The 15,592-nt window shown below is 74.0% G+C and carries 15 protein-coding genes and 1 tRNA gene; 8 read left to right on the top strand and 8 right to left on the bottom strand.

Going from position 1 to position 15,592, the window contains the following annotated elements; translation table 11 throughout:
- The first annotated feature begins 76 nt into the window (after positions 1-76).
- The 5 genes from AC3WUG_RS04675 (at position 77) to AC3WUG_RS04655 (ending at position 3,944) form a co-directional block, all read left to right on the top strand.
- Positions 77-1,078, top strand: a complete 1,002-nt coding sequence (locus AC3WUG_RS04675; RefSeq protein ID WP_492326587.1) for a DUF881 domain-containing protein — start codon at positions 77-79, stop codon at positions 1,076-1,078.
- On the top strand, positions 1,075-1,941 hold the full coding sequence (locus AC3WUG_RS04670) for a class E sortase (protein WP_492326586.1): 867 nt from the start codon (positions 1,075-1,077) through the stop codon (positions 1,939-1,941). Before AC3WUG_RS04675 ends, AC3WUG_RS04670 begins: the two co-directional genes overlap by 4 nt.
- Complete coding sequence (locus AC3WUG_RS04665; RefSeq protein WP_492326585.1) at positions 1,941-2,102, top strand: hypothetical protein; 162 nt, start codon at positions 1,941-1,943, stop codon at positions 2,100-2,102. The genes AC3WUG_RS04670 and AC3WUG_RS04665 overlap by 1 nt, the downstream gene beginning before the upstream one ends.
- A 2-nt stretch (positions 2,103-2,104) precedes the next feature.
- A complete protein-coding gene (locus AC3WUG_RS04660; RefSeq protein WP_492326584.1) occupies positions 2,105-2,728 on the top strand; it encodes an aminodeoxychorismate/anthranilate synthase component II in 624 nt (207 codons plus the stop codon).
- Between the two features lie 550 nt (positions 2,729-3,278).
- On the top strand, positions 3,279-3,944 hold the full coding sequence (locus tag AC3WUG_RS04655; RefSeq protein ID WP_492326583.1) for a putative endonuclease domain-containing protein: 666 nt from the start codon (positions 3,279-3,281) through the stop codon (positions 3,942-3,944).
- A 120-nt stretch (positions 3,945-4,064) separates the two neighbouring features.
- Here the strand turns inward: AC3WUG_RS04655 and pknB are convergent, their stop codons facing one another.
- The 7 genes from pknB to AC3WUG_RS04620 are packed head-to-tail and all read right to left on the bottom strand — an operon-like array spanning position 4,065 to position 12,957.
- On the bottom strand, positions 4,065-6,062 hold the full coding sequence (gene pknB, locus AC3WUG_RS04650) for a Stk1 family PASTA domain-containing Ser/Thr kinase (protein ID WP_492326582.1): 1,998 nt from the start codon (positions 6,060-6,062) through the stop codon (positions 4,065-4,067).
- Positions 6,062-7,453, bottom strand: coding sequence for a serine/threonine-protein kinase (locus tag AC3WUG_RS04645; protein ID WP_492326581.1), 1,392 nt, complete (start codon positions 7,451-7,453; stop codon positions 6,062-6,064). Before AC3WUG_RS04645 ends, pknB begins: the two co-directional genes overlap by 1 nt.
- Positions 7,450-8,907, bottom strand: coding sequence for a peptidoglycan D,D-transpeptidase FtsI family protein (locus AC3WUG_RS04640; RefSeq protein WP_492326580.1), 1,458 nt, complete (start codon positions 8,905-8,907; stop codon positions 7,450-7,452). The genes AC3WUG_RS04645 and AC3WUG_RS04640 overlap by 4 nt, the downstream gene beginning before the upstream one ends.
- A complete protein-coding gene (locus AC3WUG_RS04635; protein WP_492326579.1) occupies positions 8,904-10,379 on the bottom strand; it encodes an FtsW/RodA/SpoVE family cell cycle protein in 1,476 nt (491 codons plus the stop codon). Before AC3WUG_RS04635 ends, AC3WUG_RS04640 begins: the two co-directional genes overlap by 4 nt.
- On the bottom strand, positions 10,379-11,710 hold the full coding sequence (locus tag AC3WUG_RS04630) for a Stp1/IreP family PP2C-type Ser/Thr phosphatase (protein ID WP_492326578.1): 1,332 nt from the start codon (positions 11,708-11,710) through the stop codon (positions 10,379-10,381). The genes AC3WUG_RS04635 and AC3WUG_RS04630 overlap by 1 nt, the downstream gene beginning before the upstream one ends.
- A gap of 8 nt (positions 11,711-11,718) precedes the next feature.
- Positions 11,719-12,222 (bottom strand): FHA domain-containing protein FhaB/FipA, encoded by a 504-nt coding sequence (locus AC3WUG_RS04625; RefSeq protein WP_492326577.1) that lies wholly within the window; start codon positions 12,220-12,222, stop codon positions 11,719-11,721.
- A 21-nt stretch (positions 12,223-12,243) separates the two neighbouring features.
- The gene (locus AC3WUG_RS04620) at positions 12,244-12,957 is read right to left on the bottom strand and encodes an FHA domain-containing protein (RefSeq protein ID WP_147795101.1); all 714 of its coding nucleotides are present in this window, start codon (positions 12,955-12,957) and stop codon (positions 12,244-12,246) included.
- A 235-nt stretch (positions 12,958-13,192) separates the two neighbouring features.
- Here AC3WUG_RS04620 and AC3WUG_RS04615 point away from each other — a divergent pair.
- A tRNA-Leu gene (locus AC3WUG_RS04615) sits at positions 13,193-13,275 on the top strand.
- A 300-nt stretch (positions 13,276-13,575) separates the two neighbouring features.
- Here AC3WUG_RS04615 and AC3WUG_RS04610 read toward each other — a convergent pair.
- Positions 13,576-14,715, bottom strand: a complete 1,140-nt coding sequence (locus tag AC3WUG_RS04610; RefSeq protein ID WP_492326576.1) for an acyltransferase family protein — start codon at positions 14,713-14,715, stop codon at positions 13,576-13,578.
- Between the two features lie 476 nt (positions 14,716-15,191).
- Between AC3WUG_RS04610 and AC3WUG_RS04605 the strand changes: the two genes are divergently transcribed.
- Complete coding sequence (locus AC3WUG_RS04605; protein WP_492326575.1) at positions 15,192-15,344, top strand: hypothetical protein; 153 nt, start codon at positions 15,192-15,194, stop codon at positions 15,342-15,344.
- Between the two features lie 41 nt (positions 15,345-15,385).
- Positions 15,386-15,586, top strand: a complete 201-nt coding sequence (locus AC3WUG_RS04600; protein WP_492326574.1) for a hypothetical protein — start codon at positions 15,386-15,388, stop codon at positions 15,584-15,586.
- Positions 15,587-15,592: the final 6 nt, after the last annotated feature.

The raw sequence follows: 15,592 nt of genomic DNA, 5'->3' as shown, positions 1-15,592 counted from the left end.
CGCCGCGCTGCGGACGCGCGCACGGACCCGCGTGGACGTGGCCTAGCGTAGTGGCGGAGAACCGAGGGGGATGAGCGTGCCCGAGCAGCACCCTGAGCGTCGGGCCCACGGGGTCCACGCGGCGCCGGCGGCGTCGGACGACCCGGGCGCGCCCAGGGGTCCGTCCGCATCGCCCGGCGCGGCCGCCGGACCCTCGTCGCCCACCCAACCGTCGGCCCGGCTGCGCGCGGCGCGCGAGCACGCGCAGCACCGCATCCAGCGGCACCGCCGGGGTCGCGCGCTCCGCGGCACGCTGTCGATCGGCCTGGTCATGGCGCTGGCGGGGGCGCTGTTCACCGCGAACGCCCGGCTCGCCAGCGGGACCGACGCCCGGCAGCCGCAGGACCTCGCCGGGCTCCAGTTCAACGAGGACGCCCGCCGGGAGCGGCTGGCGGACCAGGTGGCCTCGCTGCGCTCCGAGGTCGACGCGCTCACGCAGACCCAGACCGACTCGGTGGGCCTGGAGTGGCAGTCGGCGGGCGAGGCGTTCGACATCGCCTCCGGCAAGGTCGCGGTCACCGGCACGGGCATCACCGTCAGCCTCGACGACGCGCCGCCCGACGGCCCGCGCGTCGCGGGCGCCGGCCCGGACGACCTCGTCGTGCACCAGCAGGACCTCCAGGCGGTCATCAACGCGCTCTGGGCCGGGGGAGCGGAGGCCATGGCCCTCATGGACCAGCGCGTCATCTCCACCAGCGCGTTCCAGTGCATCGGGAACGTGCTGTCGCTCCAGGGCCGGCGGTACTCCCCGCCGTACGTCGTCACCGCCGTGGGCGACCCCGAGGAGCTGCTCGACGCGCTCGCCGAGGACCCCGCCGTGCGCGCCTACCGGTCCTGGGTGGACGCCGTCGGGCTCGGGTACCAGGTCACCCGCCCCGAGCAGGGCGTGCAGGTGCCCGCCTACGATGGCTCGGTCGACATGCGGTACGCCAGCGTGCCGTCCGGCACCGAGGTCCTCCCGGGTCTCGTCGCCGACCGGAGCACCGCCACGAGCACCGGGACGAGCCCCGCCGCGCGCCAGGAGGACACCGAGGAATGAGCGGGACCGAGATCACCCGGCCCGACGCGCACGGCCGCGACGAGCAGCCGGGCGGGTCCGGCGACGGTGGCGCGTCCGTCGACGCGGGCGGGGGCCGGCGCGGCGCGCGACGTGCCGATCGGTCGCGCGACCGGCAGCCGGCGCGCGGGGGCGGCGTCGTCCTCGGCGCCGTCGGGGTGCTCGGCGAGCTGCTCATCACCGCCGGCGTGCTGCTGCTGGCGTTCCTCGCCTGGCAGCTGTGGTGGACCGACGTCGAGTCGAACCGCGAGCAGGCCCAGCTCGTCCAGGAGCAGGGCTGGGACGAGCCCCTGGAGCCGCTGGCGTCCGACGGCCCCGCGATCGTCACCCCCCGGTACGACGAGCCGCCCGTGATGGCCGAGCCCGAGTACCTCACGACGTTCGCGTCCATGCGGGTGCCGCGCTGGGACGGCGAGCCGACCCGCACCATCACGCAGGGCACCGACCGGCCGAACGTGCTCAACCCGCTCGGCGTCGGGCACTACGAGGGCACCGCGATGCCGGGCGGCGTCGGGAACTTCTCGCTGGCCGCGCACCGCACGACGTACGGCAAGCCGTTCAACCGGATCGCGGAGCTCCAGGAGGGCGACCCGGTCGTCGTGTGGACCGAGGACACCTGGTACGTCTACCGCGTGACGTCCTCGCAGATCGTCATGCCCGACGACGTGCAGGTCATCGCCCCGGTGCCCGACCAGCCCGGCGCCGAGCCGACCGAGCGCTTCATCACCCTGACGACCTGCCACCCGATGTTCTCCGCGCGGGAGCGGTACATCGCGCACGGCGTCCTGGACTACTGGGCCCCCGTCTCCGAGGGCGTGCCCGCCGAGCTCGCGGAGGTCTCCTGATGTACGGGTGGCTGTGGCGGCACCTGCCGGGGCCGGCCCTGGTGCGCGTCCTGATCCTGCTCGTCCTCGCCGTGGCCGTCCTGGCCGCGTGCTTCATGTGGGTGTTCCCCTGGCTCGCCCCGTACATGCCGTTCAACGACACCACCGTGGGGGAGGGCTGACGATGAGCCGCATCCTGGTCGTCGACAACTACGACTCGTTCGTCTACACGATCGTCGGGTACCTGGACCAGCTCGGCGCCGAGACCGTCGTCGTGCGGAACGACGCCGTGCCGCCGGTCTCCGAGCGCGGGGAGTTCGACGGGGTCCTCGTGTCGCCCGGCCCGGGCACGCCGTCCGAGGCCGGCGCGTCCATGCAGGTGATCCGCGACTGCGCCGAGTCCGGCACGCCCATGCTCGGGGTCTGCCTGGGGCACCAGGCGCTCGGCGAGGTGTTCGGCGGCACCGTCACCCACGCCCCGGAGCTGATGCACGGCAAGACCAGCCTGGTGTCCCACGAGGGCCACGGCGTCTTCGAGGGCCTGCCGACGCCGTTCACCGCGACCCGGTACCACTCGCTGGCGGTCGTCGACGACACGGTCTCGTCGGACCTGGAGGTCACCGCGCGGGCGAACGGCATCATCATGGGCCTGCAGCACCGGACGCTCCCGCTGCACGGCGTCCAGTTCCACCCGGAGAGCGTCCTGACGGAGGGCGGCCACCGCCTCCTGGCGAACTGGCTGACCCTGACGGGCGAGCGCGACGCGATCGCCCGCTCCGCGGACCTCCACCCCCTCGTCCGCCCGTAGCCCGGGCCGCGCGCCTCCCTCGCCGAGATCGGTCGTTCGGCACGAGATCGGTGGTACGGAGCACCGATCTCGGCGCAAGACACCGATTTCGGCGCCTGGGCACGACGGCGCACCGGGGCGACCACAGGTCTGCCGCACGTGCGGACGAGGCGTGATCTGGGGACGACGCGCGCGGCCGGAGGCGGTCGGCGGCGACCGTCTCCGCATGGGATCACATCGAGAGACCACGCCGCACTCCTCATCACCTGACTCCCGAACGCCTCGACGGGCGTTGGCTTCCGTGGTGCGGCCGTTCGTGCCCCCGGTGCTGCGGACGCGCGAAATCGATCGCGACGAGCTCCGTGCCCGGCTGGCCGACGGGTCGCTGCTGAGGGTGCTGCGCGGTGCGTACGCGGCTCCGGCAGCCTCGACGGAGCCGTGGGCGGTTGCTCTGCACCTGCTGCTCTGCCGTGCCGCAGCCGTCCACGTCCTGCGCTCGGGCGATCACTGGTTCAGCCATCGCACGGCGGCAGCGCTCTGGGGGTGTGCTCTGGACACCGTCCCCGCCGAGGTGGACGTGACCGCCCCGCTGTCCCGGCGGTCGACCGCCGGTCGACCGCGCACCGGCGTGGTCGAGCACTGGGTCGCGGACGCCCGCCGCGCGGTCGAGGTGCAGAGCCTCCACCGCCTTCCGGTCACCCCGCTCGCACGGACGCTCCTCGACTGCGCGTCCTCGCTCCCGGGACCGAGCGCGCTCGTGGTCGTGGACTCGGGGCTGCGCGCGGGCGCCGCCCCCGAGGACCTGAAGCGGCTCGTCGAGGAGTCGGCTGGGCGTCGCGGGATCAGACGAGCCCGGACCGTGCTCGCTCGAGGAGACGAGCGGGCGGAGTCTCCGGGCGAGTCGCTCGCGCGCTGGCACCTCCTGGAGGCGGGACTCCCCGCCGCGGAGCCGCAGGTCGCGGTGCGCACGCGGTTGGGCTGGCGCTGGGTCGACCTGGGCTGGCGGGAGGAGCAGGTCGCAGTCGAGTTCGACGGCCGCGTCAAGTACGGCCCGGACGGTCGCGCGGCGTCGACCGCGCTCTTCGAGGAGAAGCGTCGCCAGGACGCGCTGGAGGAGGCGGGCTGGAGGCTCGTCCGCGTGACCTGGAAGGACCTGGCCGACCCGCCGTCCCTGTCCGCCCGCGTCCGACGAGCCTTGCGCGCGTCCGCGAAGCGTGGGCCGAGGTCGGTGCTTTGACTCGAGATCGGTGGTTCAAAGCGCCGATCTCGGGCCGAAGCACCGATCTCGGCGACCCTGGGAGACGACGCGGGCCCCGATCCGCCCGGAGGGGATCGGGGCCCGCGTGGAGCCGGGTGCTCAGCCGTCGTTGCCGTTGCCGCCGCCGTTGCCCTGGTTGCCGCCCGTCGGGTTCGGGCCCGAGGACAGCGTCAGGGTGACCGTGCTGTTGAGCGGGACCGTCGAGCCCGCGCGCGGGTCGGACGACAGGACCGTCCCGGCCGGCTGGTTGGACGGGTCGTCGGAGGACACGGCGTCGACCTGCAGGCCCAGGCCCTGGAGCTGCGCGGTGGCGTCCGCCTCGGACTTGCCGACGATGTCGTTCGGGATGGTGACCGTCGTCGGGGCGGTGGCGATGACGAGGTTGACCGTCGATCCCTGCCGGACCAGCCCCGGAGCCCGGTCCTGCCGGATCACGGTGCCGGGGGCGACGTCCGCGCTCTCCTCCGACGACGTGTTGGCCGTCAGCTTGAGACCGTTGAGCGTCTCCTTCGCGGCGTCCTCGGTCTGGCCCGTGAGGTCCGGGAGCTCCACGTTGCCGGACGAGAGCACGAGCGTCACCGACGACCCCTCGGCGACCGACTGCGTCGCGCCGGGCTCGGTGCCCAGCGCCCGCCCCTCGGGCTGGGCGGGGTTGTCGTCCTCGCGGACGGTGCCCACGACCAGGCCGGCGTCGGTGAGCTGCTGGCGTGCCTGGTCCTGGGTCAGCCCGGAGACGTCCGGCACCGTGACGGCGTTCGGACCGGTGGACACCCACATGGTGACCGAGGAGCCGTCCTCGGCCTCCGTGCCGCCAGCCGGGTCGGTGCGGGTGACGGAGCCTTCGGGCACGTCGGCGCTGGCCTCGGCCTGCCGGTCCACCTCGAAGCCCGCGCCGGTCAGCGCCGTGGTCGCGTCCGCCTCCGCCTGACCGGTGACGGTCGGCACGGGGACCATGACGACGTCCGGCTCCCGGTCCTGCGTCAGCAGCCAGATGAGGCCGCCCACGGCGAGGACCGCGATCACGCTGAGCGTGATCCACAGCCACCGCTTGGACTTCTTCTCCTCGTCCGGCTCCTCGTCGGCCTGCGCGGGCAGCACCGACGTGCCGGGTCCGGTGGGCGCCCACGCGGGGGCGTCGCCCGGCATGACCTGGGTCGCGGCCGCGTCGGGCGCGAGGACCTGGGTCGCGGCGCCGGCGCCCAGGGCCGCGGCGGCCACGGCCGGGGCGGACACCGCACCGCCGCGGGCGGCGGCCTCGAGGTCGGCGCGGAACTCGGCGGCGGACGAGTAGCGGGCGTCCCGCTCCTTGGCCAGCGCCTTGGCGGTGATCCGGTCGAGCACCTCGGGCACGTCGGACGCGACCGAGGACGGCGCCGGGGCGATCTCGCGGACGTGCTGGTAGGCGACGGCCACGGGGGAGTCGCCGATGAACGGCGGGCGCCCGGTCAGCAGCTCGAACAGCAGGCAGCCGGCCGAGTACAGGTCGGAGCGGGCGTCGACGGTCTCTCCGCGGGCCTGCTCGGGCGACAGGTACTGCGCGGTGCCGATGACGGCCTGGGTCTGCGTCATGGTGGCCGCGGAGTCGGCGACGGCGCGCGCGATGCCGAAGTCCATCACCTTGACGGCGCCCGTGGGAGTGAGCATGACGTTCGCCGGCTTGATGTCGCGGTGCACGATGCCCGCGTGGTGGGAGTACTCGAGCGCCGACAGCACGCCGGCGGTGATCTCGATGGCCTCCTCGATCGGCACGGCCTGCCCGTCGCGGAGGATGTCGCGGACCGTGTGGCCCTCGACGTACTCCATGACGATGAACGGCACGTGCGCGGTCGCGCCCGTCGGCTCGGTGTACACGTCCTCGCCGGTGTCGTACACGGCGACGATGGACGGGTGGTTGAGGCCGGCCGCGGCCTGCGCCTCGCGGCGGAACCGCGCCTGGAAGGACGGGTCGCGCGCGAGGTCGGAGCGCAGGATCTTGATCGCCACGGTGCGCCCGAGGCGCGCGTCGTGCCCGATGTGCACCTCGGCCATGCCACCACGGCCGATGAGCTCACCGACCTCGTACCGTCCGGCGAGGATCCGGGATCCGTCGTCCACCACTAGGCGTCCTTCGCTGTCGTCGTCTGCGCGTCCGGCGCGGTTGCGCCGGGCAGTGCTCGCCAGATCATCCCACCCTCGGTGGCCGCCCGGGTGTACTCGCTGGTACCCACGGGGGCGAGCGACCCCGTGTCACCCGTCAGGCGGTCGGCCAGCGCGGCGCCGAGGAGCGCCACGACGAGCACGGCGAGCACCAGGAGCGGCCAGCGGACGTGGAACCGCCCGCCGCCGGTGCCCCGCTGCACGCGGGCGTGCGCGCGGGTCGTCGGGTTGCTGTGCGCGCCGCCGCGACCGGCCGTCGCGCGGTAGGTCGGCGCCGGCGCGGCCGTGCGGGCACCGGTGGTCGGCCGTCCCGTCCGCGGGTCGAAGGACGGCGGGGTGTCGGTCGCGGTCGCCGCGGGGGAGGCGGCCGAGCCCGCCGACCCGCGCACGCGCATCGCGCCGGCCTCGCTGGGCCGCGAGCCGGTCGCGCGCGACTCGCCGGCCGTCTCGCGCGCGCCCGACCGGGCGCCCGCGCCGGCGCCGGAGGCCGAACGCCCCGGCACGATCGACACCGGCGGGCTGCCGCCGGCGGGGGTGTGCGGGACGAGCGCGTCGAACAGGTCCGCCAGCTCCTCGGCGGTCCGCGGCCGGTCGGCGGGGTCCTTGGCGAGCAGCCGCATGACGAGCCGCGCGATCTGCCGGTCCACCGAGGGCGGCAGCGGCGGGACCGGAGTGTTCACGTGCGCGACCGCGATGTCGACGGCGGTGGGCCCGGTGAACGGCCGGTGCCCGACCAGCGCCTCGTAGGCGACGATCCCGAGCGCGTACATGTCCGACGCCGCCGTCGCGGGGCCGCCGACGGCCTGCTCGGGCGACAGGTACTGCGCGGTGCCCATCACCATGCCGGTGGCGGTCATCGGGACCTGGTTGCTGGACAGCGAGACGCCGAAGTCGGTGATCTTCACCTTGCCCGTGGGCGTGATGAGGATGTTCCCGGGCTTCACGTCGCGGTGCACGACGCCGGCCTCGTGCGCGGCGTGCAGGGCCCGCGCGGTCTGCGCCAGGATCGGCAGCAGCCGGCGCGGGGGCAGCACCGGCTCACGCTCGAGCAGGTCGCTCATGGGCTCGCCGACGATGAGCTCCATCGCCAGGAACGCCGACCCGTCCTGCTCGCCGTAGTCGAACAGCGCGGCGATGCCGGCGTGCGACAGGCTGCCGGCGTTGCGGGCCTCGGTGCGGAACCGCTCGAGGAACCCGGTGTCGCCCGCGTACTCCTCGCGGAGCACCTTGATCGCGATGTCGCGCGCCAGGGACTCGTCGTGCGCGGCCCAGACCTCGCCCATGCCGCCGACGGCGATCTGGCGGGTCAGGCGGTAGCGCCCGCCCAGCACGACGCCCGGTGCCGGCCTCACGGGTTGATCACCGCCTCCATGACGGCCTTGGCGATCGGCGCGGCGACCCGGCCTCCGGTGGCCTCGGAGCCGACGGAGCCGCCGTGCTCGACGATGACCGCGACGGCCACCTGCGGGTTGTCCGCGGGCGCGAAGCCGGTGAACCAGGCGTGCGGGGCGTCGCCCTCGACGCCGGTCTGCGCGGTGCCGGTCTTGCCGGCGACCGCCACGCCGGGGATCTGCGCGGACGTGCCGGAGCCGGACTGCACGACGCCGATCATCATGTCGGTCAGCTGCTGGGCGGTCGCGGGGGAGACGGCCTGCGACAGCTCGGTCGGGTCCGCCTCGCTGACGACGTCGAGGTTCGCGGTGCGCACGGTCTGCACGAGGTACGGCGTCATCAGCGTGCCGCCGTTCGCGATCGCCGAGGCGACCATCGCCATCTGGATCGGGGTCGCCCGGACGGACTCCTGGCCGATCGCGGACAGCGCGGTCTGGGCGTCGTTCAGGTCCTCGGGGTACCGCGAGGCGGCGACGCGCATCGGCACGGTGAGGTCGGTCTGGTCGAAGCCGAACTTCTCGGCCTGCTCGCGGATCGCGTCGTCGCCGAGGTCCACACCCAGCGAGGCGAAGGCCGTGTTGCAGGAGATCCGCAGCGCGTCCGCGAGCGTCGTCTGCTGGTTCGCCCCGCAGGACGAGCCGCCGAAGTTGGGCAGGGTGGTCCGGGTGCCGGGCAGCGTGTAGATGTCGGGCGCGGACAGCACCGAGTCGGGGGTGTAGTCGCCGGACTCCAGGGCCGCCGCGGCGGTGACCAGCTTGAACGTCGATCCGGGCGGGTAGTTCTCGCTGGTGGTCTTGTTGATCAGCGGGTCGCCCTCGGCCGCGAGGAGCTGCTGGTACGCCGCGTTCGCCGCCGTCGTGTCGTGCGTGGCGAGGGCGTTCGGGTCGAAGCCCGGCGTCGAGACCATCGCGAGGATCCGGCCCGTCGACGGCTCGACCGCCACGACCGCGCCCTGCTGGCCGCCGAGCGCGTCGACCGCCGCCTGCTGCGCCGCCGGGTCGATCGTGAGCTCGATGGACGAGCCCTGCGGCTGCGCGCCCGTGATCAGGTCCTGGATCCGCGTCCAGAACAGCGAGTCGGCCTGGCCGGTGAGCACGTCGTTCATCGACCGTTCGAGCTGGGAGCCGCCGTTCACGACCGAGTAGAAGCCGGTGACCGTCGAGTAGAGCTCGGGCTGGCTGTACGCGCGCTGGAACCCGAACGGGTCGTCGACGGCCGTCGACTGCGCCACGGGCTGGCCGGCCACGATGATCGGGCCGCGCGGCTTGCCGTACTCCCGGTACAGCGTGCGCACGTTGCGCGAGTCGTTGTTCAGCGCGGACGCCTGGCCGAACTGCACCCACGTGGTGCCGGCGAGCAGGGCCAGGAACATGACGACGACGACCGTCGCCAGGCGGCGGAGGGCGGTGTTCACGCGCGACCACCCCCTGACGTGCGGCGCAGCTGCTCGGTGGGCTGGTCGTCGCCGGCGACGGCGACGGGGTTGCGGGCGTCCTCGTCGAGCGGCAGGCCGCCGGCCGGGGTGGAGAGGAGCTCGCCGCCCGGCTCGGGCGCGGGGCGCCGGGCGTCGTCGGAGATGCGCAGCAGCAGCGCCGCGATGATCCAGTTGGCCAGGAGCGACGAGCCGCCGTACGCGAGGAACGGCGTCGTCAGGCCGGTCAGCGGGATGATCCGGGTGATGCCGCCGACGACGACGAAGCACTGGAACGCGATGACGAACGCCAGGCCGGCGGCGAGCAGCTTGCCGAAGCCGTCCCGGACGCCGATCGCGGTGCGCAGGCCGCGCTGGCACAGCACCAGGTAGATCGTGAGGATCGCCATGAGCCCGGTCAGGCCGAGCTCCTCGCCGAGCGACGCGATGATGAAGTCCGACTCGGCGAACGGCACCAGGTCGGGCCGGCCCTGGCCCCAGCCGGTGCCGAACAGCCCGCCGCTGGCCAGGCCGAACAGCCCGCGCACCAGCTGGCCGGAGCCGCCCGGGGACCGCTCGAAGACGTCCTGGTCGAGCGCGTGCAGCCAGATGTGGAACCGCGCCGCGACGTGCCCGAACGCGGTGGTCGCGAAGGCGACGCCGCCCGCGAACATCACCATGCCGATGACGATCCACGACAGCCGCTCGGTCGCGACGTAGAGCATCGCGACGAAGAGGCCGAACAGCAGCAGCGACGTGCCGAGGTCGCTCTGCAGCACCAGGACGGCGATCGACGCCGCCCAGACGACGGCGATCGGGCCGAGGTCGCGCAGGCGGGGGAGCTGCAGGCCCAGGACCTTGGGTCCGGCGAGGGCGAGCGTGTCGCGGTGCGTGACCAGGTAGCCGGCGAAGAACACGGCCAGCGCGATCTTGGCCAGCTCGGCCGGCTGCAGCGAGAACCCGAGCGCGCGGACCCAGATCCGCGCGCCGTTGATGGTCACGCCGAGGCCGGGGACCAGGGGCAGCAGGATGAGCGCGAGGCCGACGACCATCGCGGTGTACGTGTACCGGCGCAGCGTGCGGTGGTCGCGGAGCACGACCAGGACCGCGCAGGCGAGCACCACCGAGATCGCCGACCAGGCCAGCTGCCGGCCGGCGAACATCTCCGTGCCGCCGCGGGCCTCCCGGGCCAGGTCGATCCGGTAGATCATGGCCAGCCCGATGCCGTTGAGCGCGATGACCGACGGCAGGATCACCGGGTCCGCGTAGGGCGCGCGCCAGCGCAGCACGACGTGCACGACCAGGGCCAGGCCCGCCAGGCCGGCCCCGTACCCGAGCACGTCGGCCGGGAGCTCGTCGGTCGCGCCCAGCCCGACCAGCGCGTACGCCGCGATGGCGATCGCCAGTGCCAGGACCAGCAGACCCAGCTCGGTGCCGCGGCCGGCGCGGACGCGGTGCGCCTCCACCGTGGCCATCAGGGTCCTGCCGGCGGGGCGGTGGCGCCGGACGTGGCGGCCGGGGCGGCGGGCGTCGTCGGGGTCGGCGTCGGGCTCGGCTCCGGCTCGGCGTCCTCGGAGAGCGACGCGACGCGCTCGCGGGCGTCGGCCAGCGTCGCGGTGTGGATCGTCTGGTCGAGGCGCTCGCGCACGAACGCGGGCAGGTCGTCGACGACGACGTCGCTGGTCTCGACGACCTCCGACAGGGACACCGGTCCGACCGACTGCGGGATGCCGCGGTAGATCGCGACGACCTCGCCGTCCACGCCGACGTAGTACTGGGTCTGCGTCCACCGGTAGAACCCGAACGCGGCCCCGGCCACGACCACGACCGCGAGCAGGCTCAGCACCAGGCGGCGCACCCGGCGGCGCCGGCGCGCGCGGCGCTCGTCGGGGTCGTCCTCCGCGTCGTCGGCGTCGTCCACCACGGCCACGCCCCCGCCGGGGGTGCTGGCCTGCCGGGACAGCTCGGCGGCGCGAGCGGCGGGCCCGTCCTGCGCGGCGGTCGGGCGGTTGCGGGAGACGGCCGCGGACCCGACGACGACGGCGTTCGTGGTCGGGCCGGCGCCGTCGCGGACCTCGTTCAGCTCGAGCACGTCGGCGACCACCACGGTCACGTTGTCGCCGCCGCCGGCGCGCAGCGCGAGCTGGACCAGCCGCTCGGCGCAGGTGTCGACGTCCGGCAGCTCGTACAGCGTGCGCGCGATCGTCTCGCCGCTGACGAAGCCCGACAGCCCGTCCGAGCACAGCAGCCAGCGGTCGCCCGCCCGCGCCTCGCGGACGGACAGGTCCGGGGCGATGTCGACGTCGAAGTCGCCGAGCACCCGCATCACGACGGAGCGCTGCGGGTGGGTCTCGGCCTCCTCGGGCGTGATCTTGCCCGTGTTGACCAGGTGCTGGACGAAGGTGTGATCGGTCGTGACCTGGGTCAGCACGCCGTCGCGCAGCAGGTAGCCGCGGGAGTCGCCGAGGTGCACCATCGCGAGCTTGTTGCCGGCCCGCAGGATCGCGGTGACCGTCGTCCCCATCCCGGCGAGCTCGGGGTTCGACTCCGAGCGGCTGATGATCTCCTCGCGGGCCTCCTCGAGCGCGCGCTCGAGCTCGTCCAGCGCGTCGTCGGGGCCGTGCGACTCGCCGTCCAGCGGGGCCAGGGCGGCGATCGCCACGGACGACGCGACGTCGCCCCCGGCGTGCCCGCCCATGCCGTCCGCGACGACCAGCAGGTGCGGGCCGGCGTAGGCGGAGTCCTGGTTGTTCGACCGGACCAGCCCCACGTCGGACCGGGCGGCGTACCGCAGCGCGATGCCCACGATCCCCGCTACCCCTGCAGCTCGAGGACGCTCTGGCCGATGCGGATCTGCGCACCGGGGCGGACCGGCACCGCGTCGGTGACCTTCCGGTCGTCGAGGAACGTGCCGTTGGTCGACCCCATGTCCTCGACCAGCCACTGCCCGCCCTCGGGGTACACCCGCGCGTGCCGGGAGGACGAGTAGTCGTCGTCCAGCACCAGGGTGCAGGAGGGGGCGCGGCCGATCAGCACGGCCGACGACCCGAGCGGGAGCGTCGTGCCGCGCAGCGGGCCCTCGGTCACGACGAGGCGGGTGGGGCCGCTGCGGCGTCCGCGGCCGCGCTCCGGCACGGGCGGGGTGGCCGACGGCGCCGTCGCGGGCCCGGCGGCCGGCGCCTCGGCGCGCGGCTTGCGGCGGCTCGTGATGCGGGTCCCGTACAGGTCCCGGCGCAGCACCCCGATCGCGGACAGCACGAAGGCCCACAGGAGCACGAGGTAGCCCAGGCGGAGCAGGGTGACCGTCAGCTCACTCATGCGTGCCTTGCGTGCCGTGGCTCACTCGTCCTGGTCCTGTCCGTCGCCGTCGCCCGTCCAGAACATGATGCGGGTCCGGCCGATGGTGAGCGTGTTCCCGTCCAGGAGTGTCGCGGCGGGGACCTGGTGGCCCTCGACGAACAACCCGTTCGTGGAACCGAGGTCCGAGGCGACGACGCCCTGCGACGAGACCCGGATCTCGAGGTGCCGGCGGGACACGCCCGGATCGTCCACCACGATGTCGGCCTCCGAGCCGCGGCCGATGACCGTGACCGGGCCGGTCAGCAGGTAGCGCTGGCCGTCGATGTCGATGAGCGGGTGCCGCGGGCTCGGGGCGGCGGTCGTCGCCGGGGCGGCCGCGCCGCGCACCGTCGCCGACTTCACCCGGAACCGGCCGGTCTCGAGGTCCTCGTACTCGTGGAACGCCACCGTCACGGGGCCGACGAACGCGTACCGCTGGCCTGTCGCGTGCTCCGTGACGTTCGCGGCCAGCTCGTCGGCCAGCGCCTCGGCGCCCCAGGCCTCGACCTGGTCGTAGTCCGACGGCGACAGCTCCAGCGTGAACTCGTTCGGCACGACCGTCCGGTCGCGGCCGACGACGGCGGCCCGGTCGTCGACCTCGCGACGAAGCGCGCTCGCCAGCTCGACGGGCTTCACCTCGCTGCGGAAGGCCTTGGCGAACGCGGTGTTCACCACGCGCTCCACACCGTGCTCGAACCGGTCCAGGATGCCCACGCCCACCACCTCCTCACCGCACGCGCGAACGGTCGGGCGCCAACGTGCACCCGACACACTGCGTCGATGGTAGCCGCGGACCAGGTCCGGAGGCTCTCCCTGGGGACGACGGGTGTGGCGCGTCCCTGGTGAAGAGGTCGCGGCGGGGTGTGCGCGGGGCGTGGAGGCGGGGTCCCGGGGCGCCACCGAGGGGGTGGTCAGGAGGGCCCCCGGAATCGTGTTAATCTTCTGCGGCGCGCGAGTGGCGGAACGGCAGACGCGCTGGCTTCAGGTGCCAGTGTCCGAAAGGGCGTGGGGGTTCAAATCCCCCCTCGCGCACACATGGCGGGGAACCCCCGGTCGGAGAGATCCGGCCGGGGGTTCTTCGCGTCCGGGACCGAGCGGCCGGTCGCCAGGCCCCGCGCCGGGGCGACCGGCTCACGGATCGCATCGACCGCGACGGACGTCGACCGCCCACGAGATCCAGGCGATCGCCAGCACCGTGGATGTGGTCACCGTCTGGAGGACGGGCAGGTCGCGGGTGGCGACGGCCACCACGAGCAGGACGACCCAGCACCCCGACGCTCAGCAGCACGAGCAGTCCGCGTCGCCGCTCGCGGCTCATCCGGCTTCGCACGGTCACACCGGCGTCGGCTCGGGAAGGTCGTCGCGCCGGTCGTCCCGCGTGGCGGCCGGCGTGTGCGGCGGCAGCGCGACGGTGACCGGGAAGCGTCGACGCCCGGCGTGGTGGCTGGGGAGCTCGACCCCGCGGTACAGCAGCTCGGCGGCGGCCACGGTGACGAGGAACGCGATCGCGCCTCCGACGACGAGCTGCACGGGCATCCCGCCCGGGAGCAGCGCCACGACTGGGGCGCCGACGAGCAGCACGGGCTGGTGCAGCAGGTAGAAGCTGAACGACCGCGCGCCGAACCGGTCCAGGACCGTGCCCCCGAGCGCCCGGCCGAGCGGTCCGGCGAGGAGCAGCACCGCGCTCGACCCGGCGGCGGCCCAGGCGACGCCGGTGAAGACCCCGAGGTCGAGGGTCGAGGTGCCGAGCGCGGTGAGGGTGGCGATCGCGAACACGACCAGGCCGCGGCGCACAGACCAGGTGAAGCCGGCGCGGATCGCCACGGCGCAGGCCATGCCGGCGACGAACTGGTCGAGGCGTGCCGGGACGACGAGGTCGGAGCCGAGGGGCGCGGGTCCGCCGAGCGCCCCGGATCCCCGCCAGGCCAGGTCGAGCGCGACCGCCCCGACGAGCACCGGGACGATGCCCCAGCGGCGCCAGGCCAGGACCAGCAGCGGGAACAGCAGGTAGAGCTGGACCTCCAGCGCGACCGACCACAGCGACCCGTTGATGGTCCCGACCTCGCCGGGCACCCACGCCTGGCCGGTGACGACGTGCAGCAGGACGTCCCCGAGGGTCGCCTGCCGGGCGACCGTGAGGTGCCAGGTCGCGGGGAGCAGCGCGAGCACGGCGGCTATCGCGAGGGCGACGTAGTACGGCGGCAGGATCCGCCAGGCGCGGCGGCCGTAGAACTGCGGGACCCGCAGCGGCCGCCGGTGCCCGGCGAGCGGGAGCGCGAGGCAGAACCCGGAGATGACGATGAACACGTCGACGCCGTGCGCTCCGGCCGCGACGAGCTGGGGGAGCTTGCCGGGGAGCTCGAGGAACCCCCAGTAGCCGCCGATGTGGCAGACGAACACGGCGATCGCGGCCAGTCCGCGCAGCGCGTCGACCCCCTCGACGCGCGCGCTGGTGGTGGTCTCGATCGTCACGTCGCCCCCTGGCGTCCCGCCCTGCCCGTGCCTCGCTCCTGGTGAGCGCACCCTGTCACAAAGCGGACATATCAGGCACGGCGACGCGATGGGTTCACCTGAACGGACGCCCGTCGGCGGCGCCGCGCATCACCGCGCGAGCAGTGGCCGGAATCGGCGCCGTTGGGCCGAACGGGTGGAACCGCGCGGTGGGATCCGCGCTGGGAGTCAGCAAGCGTGCAGCGTTGGGCGTCGAGGCGGGGTACCCGCTCGCCGGGCTGGGCGTCGGCGCCGCGACGAGCTGAAGGAGGAACAGTGGTCTCGGCCGGGATGTACGGGTACATCTGGTTGGCCATCGCGCTCTTCGCAGTGGCTGGGTTGATCGGATACCTGTGCCGGAGGAAGAAGAAGTCGGGCATCAGACGGGCCGGCCGCCGCCAGGGTGGAAGATGAACGCGAGCTTGACGTGGTCGCTCCGGGTGACCGGACTGGGACTCGTGCTTCTGTTCGTGCTCAGTCAGATCGACGAGACGCTGGGCGCGTGGATCGGATGGACGACGATCGTGTGCGGTTCGGTCGTCGTGCCGATCCGCGGCTGGTTGCACTCGCGAGGGCGGGGTTCCGCGCCGAGCGACGACGATCCGAGGTGAAGTCAGCGGACCTCGACGGTCATCGCAGCTGAAGGGACGCCATGTCGGACGTCGTCACCCTCGTCGTTCCTCTGGCCGTGGTCGGCGTGATCGCCGTCGCGGTGAGCATCGTGGTTCGGCGACGGGTACCTCCGGCGCAGCGGACCAACCTCCACTGGCAGCGGTCGAGGATCTACCTCGCGATCGTGGTCGTCGCGTTGATCGTGTCCGTCCCGCTCGCCTTTGCTGCCCTGCGAGGCTAGCTGTGA

The sequence above is a fragment of the Cellulomonas sp. EB106-03-03-XG116 genome (genome assembly GCF_058792015.1).
Note: the sequence above shows the minus strand (reverse complement) of the source record. Positions and strands in the feature narration are given on the sequence as shown.